The following is a 14,097-nucleotide window of genomic DNA, read 5'->3' on the forward strand; positions in this document are numbered from 1 at the left end:
TACTAAGAAAAGAATACGAAATATTTATATTCTTCTTAGTGAAATATTAATAGGAGTTTTTTAGGTTTGTAAATCAATTAGTTACTAAGGTTCTGGAATTGTTTTTTACAGATATAAGATATAATTTTAATATATTATAAAATGAGAGATAAACAAAATTATACTTTTATAAAAACAGATAAAAAATTAATAAAATTAGATTTTGAAAATATTTTATTTATAAAAGGTTTAGGAAATTACGTTGAAATATTTGTAAAAAATAATAAAAAGTACACTTATTATAAAACTTTAAAAGATCTTATAGATAAATTACCAGATGAATTTATGAGAGTCCATAATTCCTATATTATAAATTTAAAAAATGTGAGCTATATTCAAGATAGCCATTTAATTATTGAAGAACATAAAATTGCAATAGCAAAAAGCTATAAAGATTGTTTAATAAATTGTATTGATAAATTATTACTTTAAATAAGAAAAACAACCTTTTAAATAATAATTAGATCAGATCAGATAATTTATTTTTATAATTAAAACGATCTTGGTTGTTTTGTATAAAAAAATAAAATGAAACAAATATTATTTTACTTAACGTCAATGGTAATTATGACATTAAACAATTTAAATGCTCAAAATTCAAGCTATGATAAAGATGTACAAACAATTGATGCTTTAATTAAAGCCAGTTACGAAGTAGTTTCAGGGAAAAAGGGAGTAAAAAGGCAATGGGAAAGAGATACTTATTTACATCATCCAAAAGCAGTATATTCATATTTTGATAAAGAACAAAATAGACAGCAAACAGTATCACTTCAAGAGTTTCATAATGAAACCGATCAAATGATTTTTGAAACCTCATTTTATGAAAATGAGATCAATAGGGAAGTTCGAATTTTTGGAAATATTGCTCATGTTTGGAGCACATATGAGACAAAATTAGAAGAAAAAGGAAAAATAGTAAGAAGAGGAATAAATAGTATTCAACTAATTTTTGAAAATAATCGTTGGTATATTATTTCTTGGACGTTCTGTGGAGAAACAGATACTAATATAATCCCTAAAATGTTTGATAGAAATTAAAAATAAATTTTGTACTTTTAAATTTATATCTAAATTTGTGCGTTAAATAATAAAAATCAATGAATTTTAATATGTTACATCATCATCATCACTTAATCGCTCAGGCGAGGTGATAGTGGTGTGCTGTAACATCAAATAATATACCTAATCCCGTCTGAGTAAATCAGACGGGATTTTTTTATTTCCATTATTTGGTTTGCTCAGATATAAATATTTTAAAATGAGTAAATTAAAAATTGCAGTTCAAAAAGTGGACGTTTAAGCGAAAAATCACTAAAACTACTAGAAGAATGTGGTATTAAAGTGGCTAATGGAAATCGTAAACTAAAATCAGAAGCAAAAAATTTTCCACTAGAAATTTTATTTCTGCGAGACGATGATATCCCGCAATATGTAGAGCAAGGAGTAGCTGATATAGGTATTCTTGGGCAGAATGAAGTATGGGAAAAAGATAAAAAAGTAAAACAAATAGAAACACTAGGTTTTGCATCCTGTAGACTTTCACTTGCTATTCCCAAAGATGAAAACTATACAGGTTTACATTATTTTGAGAACAAAAAAATTGCTACCAGTTATTCGAAAATTCTTACAAATTTCTTTAAAGAAAAAAATATAAATGTAACAATCGAAGAGATAGGAGGTAGCGTAGAAATTGCCACCAGTATTGGTCTAGCGGAAGCAATATTTGATATTGTAAGTACGGGAAGTACTTTATTAATGAACGGTCTAAAAGAAGTAGAAGTAGTATTTAAAAAGTCAAGCAGTACTCATAGCAAATCCCATTTTATCAGAACAAAAAAAAGCCATTTTAGAAAAATTGTTATTCAGAATTAAAGCTGTTAAAAACGGTGCTGAAAATAAATATATTTTATTAAATGCACCTAATAAAGTTATCAGCCAAATTTGTAATGTTTTACCAGGAATGAAATCACCTACAATATTACCATTAGCAGAAGAAGGATGGAGTAGCTTACATTCCGTGGTAAAAGAAGAGCAATTTTGGGATGTTATTGATAAGCTTAAAGAACTCGGAGCAGAAGGAATATTAGTCATTCCAATAGAAAAAATGATACTATAAAACAATAAGAAATGGAAATAATTGTAAACCCACATAAAAAGAATGGACGCAGCTTATCCAACGTCCGAATATAGATCAAACAAATCTTTCAGAAACCATAAATCAAATTTTTTCAGAGATTAAAAAAGAAGGAGATAAAGCCGTAATTAAATATACCCATTTTTTTGATCATGTTGATTTAGAAAAATTAGAAATAGATTCAATAATTTGGAATAAATCAATAGAAAATATATCAGAAGAGTTAAAAGAAGCTATTCAAATAGCAAAATCAAATATAGAAAAATTTCATACAGCACAAATTGAAAAAAAGCAAGTAATAGAAACCACAATAGGCGTAAAGTGTTGGAGAGAAAACCGCCCTATAGAAAAAATAGGGATTTATATACCAGGAGGTTCCGCCCCCTTATTTTCAACGGTGTTAATGTTAGGAATACCCGCTAAATTAGCTGGATGTAAAGAAATTATACTCTGTACACCACCCGATAAAAACGGCATAATTAATCCTGCAATTTTATTTGCTGCTCGATTAGTAGGTGTTACTAGAATATTTACTGTTGGAGGTATCCAAGCAATAGGAGCAATGACATTTGGAACTAGATCAATTCCTAAAGTAGATAAGATTTTCGGACCAGGAAATCAATATGTAACAGCAGCTAAACAAGTTGCAATGAATTTTGGAGTAGCAATAGACATGCCCGCAGGACCTAGTGAATTATTAATAATTGCAGATAACTCAAGTTATCCTCATTTTGTTGCAGCAGACTTACTCTCACAAGCGGAACATGGTCCTGATAGTCAAGTAATATTACTTTCTGACAATCTAGAAATAATTAAACAAATACTAGAACAAGTAAGAGTACAAATACAAATATTACCTAGAAATACAATTGCTCAAAAAGCACTTCAAAATAGTAAAGCCATTGTATTGAAAGATATATGGGAATGTTTAGAATTAAGTAATTTATATGCACCTGAACACTTGATTTTAGCAGTACAAACATATAATCAATACCTTTCAGATATATGTAATGCAGGTTCTGTTTTTTTAGGTAATTATAGTTGTGAAAGTGCAGGAGATTACGCCAGTGGAACAAATCATACATTACCTACTAATGGATATGCGCGCAACTATAGTGGAGTATCCGTTGATAGTTTTATAAAAAAATAACCTTCCAAGAATTAAGTAAAGAGGGAATTCAAAACATAGGTCCCATCATAGAAGTAATGGCAGAAGAAGAGCAGTTATTCGCCCACAAAAATGCAGTTACCATTCGATTAAAAAATTTAGAATCATGATTCAAATAAAAAAACTTATACGCTCTAACATACTTTCACTTACTCCTTATAGTAGTGCACGTGATGAATTTAATACAAACGATGGTATATTTTTAGATGCAAATGAAAATCCTTTTGGTTATTTAAATCGTTATCCAGATCCTTATCAGAAAGAACTAAAAGATAAATTAGGATTAGTAAAAAATATTACTCCTGATAATATCTTTATAGGAAATGGCAGTGATGAAGTCATTGATTTAGCTTACAGAATATTTTGTGAGCCAGCCCTTGATAAAATCATTATTTGTCCACCTACTTATGGCATGTACAAAGTAGCTGCTCACATAAATAATATTCAAGTCATAACCATTCCTCTTAATCAATCATTTCAATTAGATATTGATAGAATTTTAAGTACAGAAGCTAAAATGATTTTTATCTGCTCACCTAATAATCCAACAGGTAATCATATTGAAAATATAGAAACGATTATTAAAAATTTTAGAGGAATCGTTTTTATAGATGAAGCATACATTGATTTTAGCATGCAAGAATCATTATTACAAAAAGTAAAAAAATATCCTAATATAATAGTATCCCAAACATTAAGTAAAGCTTGGGGAAAAGCTGCTATTCGTATAGGAATTGCCTATGCCAGTAAAGAAATAATTGACTTATATACAAAGATTAAGCCTCCTTACAATATAAGTAAGATTAATCAAGAAGAAGCAATAAAAGCATTAAATGATATAGAAACTTTTATTAAAAATAAAAAAATAATCATAGAACAACGAACTTGGTTAATAGAAGAATTAAACAAGCTTCCCTTTGTAAAAAAGATATATCCAACTCAGGCAAATTTTATTCTATTAAAAGTAGAAAAAGCCAATATTATATATCAAAAATTAATACAAAAAAATATCATCATCCGTAATCGTCATACAGTAATTCAAAATACCTTAAGAATTAGCATTGGTCAACCTCATGAAAATAAAATACTCATAAACATATTAAAAGATATTAAATTATGAAAAAAATATTATTTATAGATCGAGATGGTACATTAGTTTTAGAACCTCCAGTTGATTGTCAGTTAGATAGTTTAGAAAAATTAGAATTCTACCCGGGTGTATTTCAAAATCTTTCTCGTATAGTTAAAGAGTTAGATTATTTACTCGTTATGGTAACTAACCAAGATGGATTAGGTACACCATCATTTCCAGAAAATACTTTTTGGCCTGTACAAAATAAAATACTCAAAGCATTTAAAAATGAAGGTATTGAATTTCATGAAATATTAATTGATAAATCCTTTTCATATCAAGAGTTACCTACTCGTAAACCAGGAACAGCAATGCTGGCACACTATATAAAAGGAGATTTTGACATAGAAAATTCATATGTAATAGGTGATCGTTTAACAGATGTTCAATTAGCAAAAAATATAGGTTGTAAGGCTTTATTAATTGGACAAGAAAATTGCGATCAAGCAGAATTAACCACTACATCATGGAGAGATATTTATACATTATTAGCCTTAAAATCACGAAAAGCAAAGGTTACGCGAAATACTAACGAAACAAAAATACTAGTAGAACTGAATTTAGATGGATCAGGAAATGCGAGTATTTCAACAGGATTGGGTTTTTTTGATCATATGTTAGAACAAATTGCTAAGCATGGTAATATAGACCTCAATATACAAGTAAAAGGAGATTTGTATATTGATGAACATCATACAATAGAAGATGTGGCTATTACACTTGGAAGCACCTTTTTAAACGCTTTAGGAACTAAAAAAGGAGTTGAACGATATGGATTTTTATTACCCATGGATGATTGTCTTGCTCAAGTAGCAATAGATTTCGGAGGTAGACCTTGGCTTGTTTGGGACGTTCAATTTAAAAGAGAAAAAATAGGAGATATGCCTACTGAAATGTTTATGCACTTTTTTAAATCTTTTAGTGATAATGCAAAGTGTAATTTAAATATAAAAGCAGAAGGAAATAATGAACATCACAAGATAGAAGCCATTTTTAAAGCTTTTGCAAAAGCTTTAAAAATGGCTACTTCTAAAACAAATAATTTTTCAATCCCTAGTACAAAAGGAACATTATGATTGCCATTATAAAATACAATGCAGGAAATATAACATCAGTTAAAAATGCCATAGAGCGTTTAGGCTTTAATTGTATTGTAACAGATAACGAACAGGAAATTCGAAACGCAGAAAAAGTCATTTTACCAGGCGTAGGACAAGCCAGCACAGCTATGAAATATTTACAAGAACGTAACATGGATAAACTTATAAAATCATTAAAGCAACCCGTTTTAGGAATTTGTTTAGGGCAACAACTAATGTGTAAGTTTTCTGAAGAAGGTAACGTAAATTGTTTAGGAATTTTTCAAGTTAATGTAAAAAGATTTCCCATAACTCATATTGTACCTCATATGGGATGGAATAACCTTATAAATTTTAAGGATCAATTATATTTTGGAATTCAATCAACTAATGACGTGTATTTTGTACATAGTTATTATTCTGAAATTTCTGAAAATACAACCGCCATATGTAATTATATTATACCATTTAGCGCTTCAATGAAAAAAAATAATTTTTATGCCACCCAATTTCATCCAGAAAAATCAGGCACGATAGGAGAAAAAATACTCAAAAACTTTTTAGAATTATGAAAATTATTCCAGCTATAGATATCATTAATGGAAAATGTGTTCGACTTACAAAAGGGGATTATAGTACACAAAAAATTTACAATGAAAACCCAATAGAAGTAGCTAAAAAATTTGAAGCAAACGGGATTCAATATCTTCATTTAGTAGATTTAGATGGAGCAAAATCAAATCATATAGTCAATTATAAAGTATTAGAAGAAATAGCTCGAAAAACCTCTTTAAAAATAGATTTTGGAGGTGGCATAAAAAGTCTAGAAGATGTTAAAATAGCCTTTAATAGCGGTGCTACACAAATTACAGGAGGAAGTATTGCAGTTCAAAACCCCACCTTATTTTTAACATGGTTAGAAAATTACGGAAGCGAAAAAATTATTCTTGGGGCAGATGCTCATAATAGAAAAATAGTAACACAAGGTTGGCTTCAAAAAACAGAACAAGACGTAGTTCAGTTTATTAAAAATTATGTAACTAAAGGTATTACTCACGTAATATGTACAGATGTTGCTAAAGATGGTATGTTACAAGGGGCATCAAATGAATTATATCAAGAAATTTTAAAAAATACAAAGAGTAATTTAATAGCAAGTGGCGGAGTTTCATCTATAGAAGATATTATAAAACTCAAACAAATAAATTGTTACGGAGTCATAGTAGGAAAGGCCATTTATGAAGGTAAAATTAATCTTAAAGACTTAAGTAAATTATGTTAAAAAAAAGAATTATCCCTTGTTTAGATATTAAAAATGGACGAACAGTAAAAGGAATAAATTTCCTAGATATACAAGACGCAGGAGATCCCATAGAGTTAGCTAGACATTATGTTTCATATGGTGCTGATGAACTCGTTTTTTTAGATATTTTAGCTACCATTGAAAATAGAAAAACATTAGTAAACCTAGTAGAAAAAATAGCTAAGGAAATTAATATCCCCTTTACTGTAGGAGGAGGAATTAATTCTATACAAGATGCACAAGCAGTTATTAGAGCAGGAGCAGATAAAGTAAGTATTAATTCCTCAGCCATACAAAAACCAACTCTTATAAGTGAAATAGCCAATCAATTTGGTAGTCAATGTGTCGTAGTTGCTATTGATACTAAATTTGAAAACAATCAATGGAATGTGTTTATTAATGGAGGCAAAAAGCCTACAGGCATCAAAACCATTCATTGGGCAAAAAAAGCAGAATTACTTGGCGCAGGCGAAATACTATTAACATCTATGAATAATGATGGTACTAAAAAAGGATTTGCATTAGATATATTAGATAAAATAAGTAATACAGTACATATACCCGTAATTGCTTCAGGAGGAGCAGGAAAACAAGAACACTTTAAAGAAGTATTTCAAAAAACAAAAGTAAGTGCTGCATTAGCAGCAAGTATCTTTCACTTTGGAGAAATCTCCATTCCTCAATTAAAAAAATATTTAATATCACAAAATATTCAAGTAAGATGAATTTAAATTTTCAAAAAAATAATGGACTTATTCCTGTAATTATTCAAGATTATATCACCTTGCAAATATTAATGTTAGGTTATATGAATGATGAAGCATTTAATAAAACATTACAAGAAAAAAAAGTTACATTCTTTAGCCGAACTAAAAACCGTTTATGGACAAAAGGAGCAACATCAGGAAATTTTTTAGTAGTAAAAGATATACAAATAGATTGTGATTATGATACTATTTTAATTAAAGCAATACCAGAAGGACCAACCTGTCATACAGGCCTAAAATCTTGTTTTAAAGAAGAAACCCACAAAGGATTTTTGTATCAATTAGAAAATTTGATTACCAATAGAGTTGATAATAATGATAAAAACTCATATACAAACAAACTCATTAAACAAGGAATTAATAAAGTTGCTCAAAAAGTAGGAGAAGAAGCAGTAGAACTCATTATAGAAGCAAAAGATACTAATAATGAATTGTTTAAAAATGAAGCAGCTGATTTATTATATCATTTTTTAATTTTACTAAAAGCAAAAAATACGAACCTACAAGAAATAGAAAAAATATTAGCATTTCGTAACGTTAAATCATAAATAAAACGAATAACAGATACCCCTAAAAAACAGGATACCTAACATAAAAAGCTTTTATTTAAAAAACAATCGTTTTGAGCTTGACTATTTAAACCAAGCTTAAAACGATTAAAAAAATATTTAAATTCATATAATCACTTTAATAAAGAGTAATAGAATCCCAGCCCAACTTGGTACTTCTTATCTTTTATCCTATATTTACCCTATGGCAAGTTAACTCATAAAATACATGTCGTTTTTTAAAAAATAGCCTATAAAATAAGATGAGTGAAATATTAAGACAGCAAATAGAAAAAATTACTGCATTAACAGACCAAGAGTTTCAATATATTTTATCCCATTTCACAATCAAAAAATTAAAAAAACACCAATATCTCATTCAAGAAGGAGATTTTGTACAAAATGATCATTTTGTAATAAAAGGACTTCTAAAAGCATATTATGTTAACCAAGATGGAAAAGAACATATCATGCAATTTGCAATGGAAGATTGGTGGATAACAGACTATCAAGCCTACTTCAATGAAACAAAATCAATACTTAATATTGATTGTATTGAAGCCACAGAAGTCCTTTGTTTATCCTTAGAAAATAGAGAAAAATTATGTGCTGATATGCACAAAATAGAACACTTCTTTAGAAAAAAATCCAATTCTGGTTATATGGCATTACAAAGAAGAATATTATCATTATTAAACAGTAATGCCAAAGAACGATACGAACAACTTCGAGAAAATTATCCTATATTATTTCAAAGAGTACCTAAAACCCTAATAGCTTCTTATCTAGGCGTTTCAAGAGAAACTCTTAGTCGTCTTAGTTCTTAAAATGTGATATATATCACATCAAACTTGTGATTTACTTCCTTTTAAAGAAAAAATAATGTACTCAAATTTGTAAAATCAATTTAAAATAGTACTAGCAATGAGCCAACTATTTCCAACTATTTAAAAATGTCTTGAAAGGAATTATCGTAATTGCTAGCTTCACTCTTTTTAGTGGAATATATAAAGCAACTGCACAAAATTTAAATACAAAAAAAATGAACAAGAAAATTTTATTTGTGGTTACTAGCCACAACAAATTAGGAGAAACAGGGCAGTCTACAGGTTATTATTTAGGTGAAGTAACCCATCCTTGGGCTGTTTTAAGTGATGCAGGATACGAAATAGAATTTGTAAGCCCTAAAGGAGGTAATCCTTCTTATTATGGAGAAAATAACGAAGATCCAGTTGACCAAAGATTCTTAGCTGATACAAAATACCAAGCTAAAATACAAAATACGATGATACCATCAGAAGTTAATCCAGCAGATTATGTAGCTATTTTATATGCAGGAGGACATGGAACTATGTGGGATTTTGCAGATAATGAAGAACTCGCTCTAATTGCACAAAAAATTTATGAAAATAATGGGGTTGTAAGTGCCGTTTGCCATGGACCAGCAGGTCTAGTAAATATAAAACTTAGTAATGGGAAATATTTAGTTGATGGTAAAAAAATAAACGCTTTTACTAACGAAGAAGAAAGTGCTATAAAATTAGAAAACGTTGTTCCATTTAGTTTAGAAACAAAACTGATAGAACGTGGTGCAAAGTTTGAGAAATCAGGATTATGGCAATCTCATGTAGCAGTATATCAAAGAGTTGTAACAGGACAAAATCCACAATCAGCACATGGAGTTGGAGAAGCCGTATTAAAAGAACTTCAAAAACTTTAATTAATTCTCAAAAATAATTGAGGGTGTCTAAAAGTTTACAAGCTTATTATCCTATTAAAGGAAGAAAGTATATATTATGAAAATCTTTTTTTAAGAAGAGGCATAAACTTTGTCTAGATTTTACTTTTCAGACACCCTCAATACATTTTAAAAGCATATGCTAAAAAAGATTCATCATATAGCTATTATTTGTTCTGATTACCAAAAGTCAAAATATTTTTATACACAAATTTTAGGACTCGAAATTATAAGAGAAGAATATAGAGACCTAAGACAGTCATACAAACTAGATTTAGCATTAAATGGAAATTATATTATAGAATTATTTTCTTTTCAAAACCCTCCCAATAGAGCTTCAAGACCAGAAGCTTGCGGATTAAGACATTTAGCTTTTGAAGTCTCAAATTTAGAAGAGATCATAGAAAAATTAAAACAAAATAATATTATTACAGAACCTATTAGAGTTGATGAATACACCCAAAAAAGATTTACTTTTTTTCAAGACCCTGATAAATTACCTATTGAATTATACGAAATATAAAAGTATATTCTAAAAAAGCATATTATAAAATTACCCTTTTTAAAAATAAACTCAAAAAGAAGACAGTATCCCAAAAAACTGAAATCCTACCATTTTGATCAAACTAAAAAATTACATCATATTCATTAAGAGACTTTTCTTTTGTACCAGAAAGAAAAATTTTGTCCAGACTTTTTACTTTTAGAATACTTCCTTCTAATTAGATTAGTTGATTTTAGAGTCTACTAACAACTATAAATTCCTTTCCAAAGCAATAAAGATTGTTTAGCTATATTCCTTTATTAAAGTACACATACATTTTAAAATAGTACTACAAATTTTCATCACAAAAAATCTTAGAAATTAAAACCTTTAAGTTGACTAAATTCAATAAATAGAGACTACTTTTCCTAACTAAATACATAGATTTTTATTATATTTGAGTTATTGAATAACAAAAAAATATAATCCAGAACATAATATTGTATAAATCTTAGCCATATGAAAAATAGTATTCTTAACTATTTTTAGCATTTATAATTTATGATATAGAGAAGCTATCTAAGCTATCCAATTTAAAAGATATAAGAAAGTAACATAAGTACTCTGATCTTTTGTTATCTTAAATAACAGAGAGATTAAAAAAAGGATAATAAGGATAATAACAATAAGAAAAATAATAAATAAAAATTTAAACTAAAAGAATTATGAACAATTCAAAAGAAGGAAAATGCCCATTTCATCATGGGGCTAATACAGAATCTCAAAATTCTGTTATGGATAAGTGGCCCAATGCACTTAATTTAGATATTTTACATCAACACGATACCAAAACAAACCCATTAGGAAAAAACTTTAATTATGCAGAAGAATTTAAAAAATTAGATCTTGAAGCATTAAAAAATGATTTAAAAAAATTAATGACAGAAAGCCAAGATTGGTGGCCTGCTGATTGGGGACATTATGGAGGTTTAATGATCAGAATGGCATGGCATGCAGCGGGTACATATCGCTTGGCAGATGGTAGAGGAGGAGCTAACACAGGTAATCAGCGTTTTGCACCTCTTAATAGTTGGCCTGATAATGGAAATTTAGATAAAGCACGCAGATTGTTATGGCCTATTAAGAAAAAATATGGTAACAAAATTTCTTGGGCTGATTTAATCATACTTGCAGGAAATATGGCTTATGAATCAATGGGATTTAAAACATTTGGTTTTGCAGGAGGTAGAGAAGATATTTGGCATCCCGAAAAAGACATTTATTGGGGAGCGGAAAAAGAATGGTTAGGAAAAGAGCGATATTCAGATCATTCAGATAGTGAATCCCTTGAAAATCCTTTAGCAGCAGTACAAATGGGATTAATTTACGTAAATCCAGAAGGAGTTGATGGAAATCCAGATCCGTTAAAAACAGCCAAAGACGTTCGTACTACTTTTAAACGTATGGCAATGGATGACGAAGAAACAGTAGCCTTAACAGCAGGAGGACATACCGTAGGAAAAGCTCATGGAAATGGCGATGCCTCTGCTTTAGGTCCCAATCCAGAATCTTCCAATGTTGAAACACAAGGTTTTGGATGGATGAACCCTCAAGGAAAAGGTAACGCAGAAGACACAATAACAAGTGGATTAGAAGGAGCTTGGACAACAACCCCTGATAAATGGAATCATACCTATTTTCATCTTTTATTAAATTACGAATGGGAATTAAGAAAAAGTCCAGCAGATGCATGGCAATGGGAACCAATTGATATAAAAGAAGAAGATAAACCATTTGATGCCCATATAAAAGGAGTCCGTAGAAACCCTATTATGACGGATGCTGATATGGCAATGAAATTAGATCCTGAATATAGAAAAATATCAGAAAAATTTTATAATGATCCCCAATATTTTGAAGAGGTATTCGCAAGAGCATGGTTTAAATTAACTCATCGCGATTTAGGACCCAAAAGCCGTTACCTAGGAGCAGATGTGCCAAAAGAAGATCTAATCTGGCAAGACCCAATTCCTGCTGTTCATTATAAATTAAATGATACTGATATTGAAGAATTAAAAACAAAAATTTTAAATTCAGGACTCACTAAAGCAGAACTTATCAATACAGCATGGGATAGCGCTAGAACATTTCGCAATTCTGATTTTAGAGGAGGAGCAAATGGAGCTAGAATTCGTTTAGTACCTCAAAAAGATTGGGAAGGAAATGAACCTGCAAGATTAGAAAAAGTATTAAGTAAATTCGAAGAAATTCAAAACGAATTAAGTCATAAAATTAGCATAGCTGATTTAATTGTTTTAGGCGGTAGCGCCGCTATAGAAAAAGCAGCGCAAGAAGGAGGTATAAATATTAAAGTTCCTTTTAATCCAGGAAGAGGAGATGCAACACAAGATACAACAGATGTTGAATCGTTCTCTGTTCTTGAACCAATTCATGATGCTTATAGAAACTGGTTAAAAAAAGATTATGCCATTACACCAGAAGAATTACTTCTTGATAGAACCCAACTTATGGGACTTACTGCGCCAGAAATGACCGTTTTAATAGGTGGTATGAGAGTTTTAGGAACCAACTATGATAACACAAAACACGGTGTTTTTACAGATAGAGAAGGGGTTTTAACTAATGACTTTTTTGTAAATATTACTGATATGAAGTATACCTGGAAACCCGTAACAAAAAATCTTTACAGTATAGTAGATAGAACTAATGGAGAGGTAAAATGGACAGCGACTCGAGTTGATCTAGTATTCGGTTCAAATTCTATTTTACGCGCTTATGCAGAAGTTTATGCACAAGATGATAGCAAAGAAAAATTTGTACAGGATTTTGTTAAAGCTTGGGTAAAAGTAATGGATTCAGATCGTTATGAACTAAAAAAATAATTTAAGAAATCTGATATATAATAATGAGGCTGTCCTAAAAGTAAAAAATCAACATACAGTTTGTTACTCCAACGGAAGGAGGAGTCTTATAATCAGTACTATGTGATTTGCCTGTTCGAGAGGAGCTCTCGGGTCTCTCTTTGGTCAACTAGAGCAAAGCGACTGGACGAAGTCAAATGACAAGATAGCGGACTTTTTGGAGAGCCTCAAAGTTAAAGTGTGTCCCAAAAGACTACAAAGAAATCATTCCTATTGTTGAGAGATAAAAATCACATAATACTGATTATTAAATACACTCATACAACCTTGATTTTTTACTTTTTGGACACACTTTTTTTAAATCAACTCTTGTCAACCCCTTAGCCCTCATTTTAAAAACAAAAACACAAACAAGAAAAGCAGGAACTCACATTATTTTCCCATCCCTTTTCATAATCCCCCTCTTGGAAAATACAAGACACAATCTTTATAATTAAATAGATTAACACTCCGTATAATCTGTGTGGATTTTTTTTAAAATATTTTTTCCACACAAAGTTGTGTAGTTTTTTTAAAAATTTTTTTTCCACACAACTTTGTGTAGTTTTTTTTAAAAAAATATTTTTTCCACACAAAAAAATTCAGTAAGCATACAAAAACATTGCCCCATCAATAGACTGAACCCAAATTAGACAATAGACTTTGCAATGCAGAACAAAAGAGCCAAAAGAGGAATATCAACCGCAATTTTTCTCCACTGTGTTACGCTTCAGGGCTATGCTTTCAGCACACTGCGCCACATTGCTCCTCGATTACTATG

At 29.7% G+C, this 14,097-nt stretch carries 14 protein-coding genes and 1 pseudogene; all 15 read left to right on the forward strand.

From position 1 onward, the window contains the following. The first annotated feature begins 141 nt into the window (after window positions 1-141). The 15 genes and pseudogenes from JJC03_RS13445 to katG all read left to right on the forward strand — a co-directional run bounded on the left by JJC03_RS13445 (window position 142) and on the right by katG (window position 13,298). On the forward strand, window positions 142-471 hold the full coding sequence (locus tag JJC03_RS13445; protein WP_088400669.1) for a LytR/AlgR family response regulator transcription factor: 330 nt from the start codon (window positions 142-144) through the stop codon (window positions 469-471). Window positions 472-567: 96 nt separating this feature from the next. After that, window positions 568-1,080 (forward strand): hypothetical protein, encoded by a 513-nt coding sequence (locus JJC03_RS13450; RefSeq protein ID WP_235819409.1) that lies wholly within the window; start codon window positions 568-570, stop codon window positions 1,078-1,080. Window positions 1,081-1,383: 303 nt separating this feature from the next. After that, window positions 1,384-1,914, forward strand: a complete 531-nt coding sequence (gene hisG, locus JJC03_RS19265; RefSeq protein ID WP_374226233.1) for an ATP phosphoribosyltransferase — start codon at window positions 1,384-1,386, stop codon at window positions 1,912-1,914. After that, window positions 1,898-2,158 carry an ATP phosphoribosyltransferase gene (gene hisG, locus JJC03_RS19270; RefSeq protein ID WP_374226234.1) on the forward strand — a complete coding sequence of 87 codons (261 nt, stop codon included), beginning with the start codon at window positions 1,898-1,900 and terminating at the stop codon, window positions 2,156-2,158. Before hisG (JJC03_RS19265) ends, hisG (JJC03_RS19270) begins: the two co-directional genes overlap by 17 nt. Before the next feature lie 55 nt (window positions 2,159-2,213). Further along, window positions 2,214-3,454, forward strand: a pseudogene (gene hisD, locus JJC03_RS13460) (histidinol dehydrogenase). Next, window positions 3,451-4,464: a histidinol-phosphate transaminase gene (hisC, locus tag JJC03_RS13465; protein WP_235873474.1), complete on the forward strand. Its 1,014-nt coding sequence runs from the start codon at window positions 3,451-3,453 to the stop codon at window positions 4,462-4,464. Before hisD ends, hisC begins: the two are co-directional and overlap by 4 nt. Then, window positions 4,461-5,552 carry a bifunctional histidinol-phosphatase/imidazoleglycerol-phosphate dehydratase HisB gene (gene hisB / locus JJC03_RS13470; RefSeq protein WP_088400641.1) on the forward strand — a complete coding sequence of 364 codons (1,092 nt, stop codon included), beginning with the start codon at window positions 4,461-4,463 and terminating at the stop codon, window positions 5,550-5,552. Before hisC ends, hisB begins: the two co-directional genes overlap by 4 nt. After that, window positions 5,549-6,127 (forward strand): imidazole glycerol phosphate synthase subunit HisH, encoded by a 579-nt coding sequence (gene hisH / locus JJC03_RS13475; protein ID WP_088400643.1) that lies wholly within the window; start codon window positions 5,549-5,551, stop codon window positions 6,125-6,127. The genes hisB and hisH overlap by 4 nt, the downstream gene beginning before the upstream one ends. Continuing rightward, on the forward strand, window positions 6,124-6,837 hold the full coding sequence (gene hisA, locus JJC03_RS13480; RefSeq protein WP_088400645.1) for a 1-(5-phosphoribosyl)-5-[(5-phosphoribosylamino)methylideneamino]imidazole-4-carboxamide isomerase: 714 nt from the start codon (window positions 6,124-6,126) through the stop codon (window positions 6,835-6,837). The genes hisH and hisA overlap by 4 nt, the downstream gene beginning before the upstream one ends. Continuing rightward, the gene (hisF, locus tag JJC03_RS13485) at window positions 6,831-7,583 is read left to right on the forward strand and encodes an imidazole glycerol phosphate synthase subunit HisF (RefSeq protein WP_088400647.1); all 753 of its coding nucleotides are present in this window, start codon (window positions 6,831-6,833) and stop codon (window positions 7,581-7,583) included. Before hisA ends, hisF begins: the two co-directional genes overlap by 7 nt. Further along, window positions 7,580-8,173 (forward strand): bifunctional phosphoribosyl-AMP cyclohydrolase/phosphoribosyl-ATP diphosphatase HisIE, encoded by a 594-nt coding sequence (hisIE, locus tag JJC03_RS13490; RefSeq protein ID WP_088400649.1) that lies wholly within the window; start codon window positions 7,580-7,582, stop codon window positions 8,171-8,173. Before hisF ends, hisIE begins: the two co-directional genes overlap by 4 nt. 263 nt (window positions 8,174-8,436) lie before the next feature. Next, window positions 8,437-9,000 carry a Crp/Fnr family transcriptional regulator gene (locus tag JJC03_RS13495; RefSeq protein WP_088400651.1) on the forward strand — a complete coding sequence of 188 codons (564 nt, stop codon included), beginning with the start codon at window positions 8,437-8,439 and terminating at the stop codon, window positions 8,998-9,000. 215 nt (window positions 9,001-9,215) lie between these two features. Beyond that, window positions 9,216-9,893 (forward strand): type 1 glutamine amidotransferase domain-containing protein, encoded by a 678-nt coding sequence (locus tag JJC03_RS13500; protein ID WP_258931904.1) that lies wholly within the window; start codon window positions 9,216-9,218, stop codon window positions 9,891-9,893. 157 nt (window positions 9,894-10,050) lie between these two features. Beyond that, window positions 10,051-10,434, forward strand: a complete 384-nt coding sequence (gene gloA2, locus JJC03_RS13505) for an SMU1112c/YaeR family gloxylase I-like metalloprotein (RefSeq protein WP_088400653.1) — start codon at window positions 10,051-10,053, stop codon at window positions 10,432-10,434. A 686-nt stretch (window positions 10,435-11,120) separates the two neighbouring features. Next, window positions 11,121-13,298: a catalase/peroxidase HPI gene (gene katG / locus JJC03_RS13510; protein WP_088445358.1), complete on the forward strand. Its 2,178-nt coding sequence runs from the start codon at window positions 11,121-11,123 to the stop codon at window positions 13,296-13,298. Window positions 13,299-14,097 lie beyond the last annotated feature (799 nt).

The sequence above is a fragment of the Flavobacterium oreochromis genome (genome assembly GCF_019565455.1).
In the GTDB taxonomy this organism is placed as follows: Bacteria; Bacteroidota; Bacteroidia; order Flavobacteriales; family Flavobacteriaceae; genus Flavobacterium; species Flavobacterium oreochromis.

Bases quoted from the DNA above. Each gene is read 5' to 3' on its own strand.
- hisIE (WP_088400649.1), top strand. From the start codon at position 7,580: ATGAATTTAAATTTTCAAAAAAATAATGGACTTATTCCTGTAATTATT.
- hisH (WP_088400643.1), top strand. From the start codon at position 5,549: ATGATTGCCATTATAAAATACAATGCAGGAAATATAACATCAGTTAAA.
- JJC03_RS13445 (WP_088400669.1), top strand. From the start codon at position 142: ATGAGAGATAAACAAAATTATACTTTTATAAAAACAGATAAAAAATTA.
- gloA2 (WP_088400653.1), top strand. From the start codon at position 10,051: ATGCTAAAAAAGATTCATCATATAGCTATTATTTGTTCTGATTACCAA.
- hisB (WP_088400641.1), top strand. From the start codon at position 4,461: ATGAAAAAAATATTATTTATAGATCGAGATGGTACATTAGTTTTAGAA.
- hisF (WP_088400647.1), top strand. From the start codon at position 6,831: ATGTTAAAAAAAAGAATTATCCCTTGTTTAGATATTAAAAATGGACGA.
- katG (WP_088445358.1), top strand. From the start codon at position 11,121: ATGAACAATTCAAAAGAAGGAAAATGCCCATTTCATCATGGGGCTAAT.
- JJC03_RS13450 (WP_235819409.1), top strand. From the start codon at position 568: ATGAAACAAATATTATTTTACTTAACGTCAATGGTAATTATGACATTA.
- hisC (WP_235873474.1), top strand. From the start codon at position 3,451: ATGATTCAAATAAAAAAACTTATACGCTCTAACATACTTTCACTTACT.
- hisA (WP_088400645.1), top strand. From the start codon at position 6,124: ATGAAAATTATTCCAGCTATAGATATCATTAATGGAAAATGTGTTCGA.
- JJC03_RS13495 (WP_088400651.1), top strand. From the start codon at position 8,437: ATGAGTGAAATATTAAGACAGCAAATAGAAAAAATTACTGCATTAACA.
- JJC03_RS13500 (WP_258931904.1), top strand. From the start codon at position 9,216: ATGAACAAGAAAATTTTATTTGTGGTTACTAGCCACAACAAATTAGGA.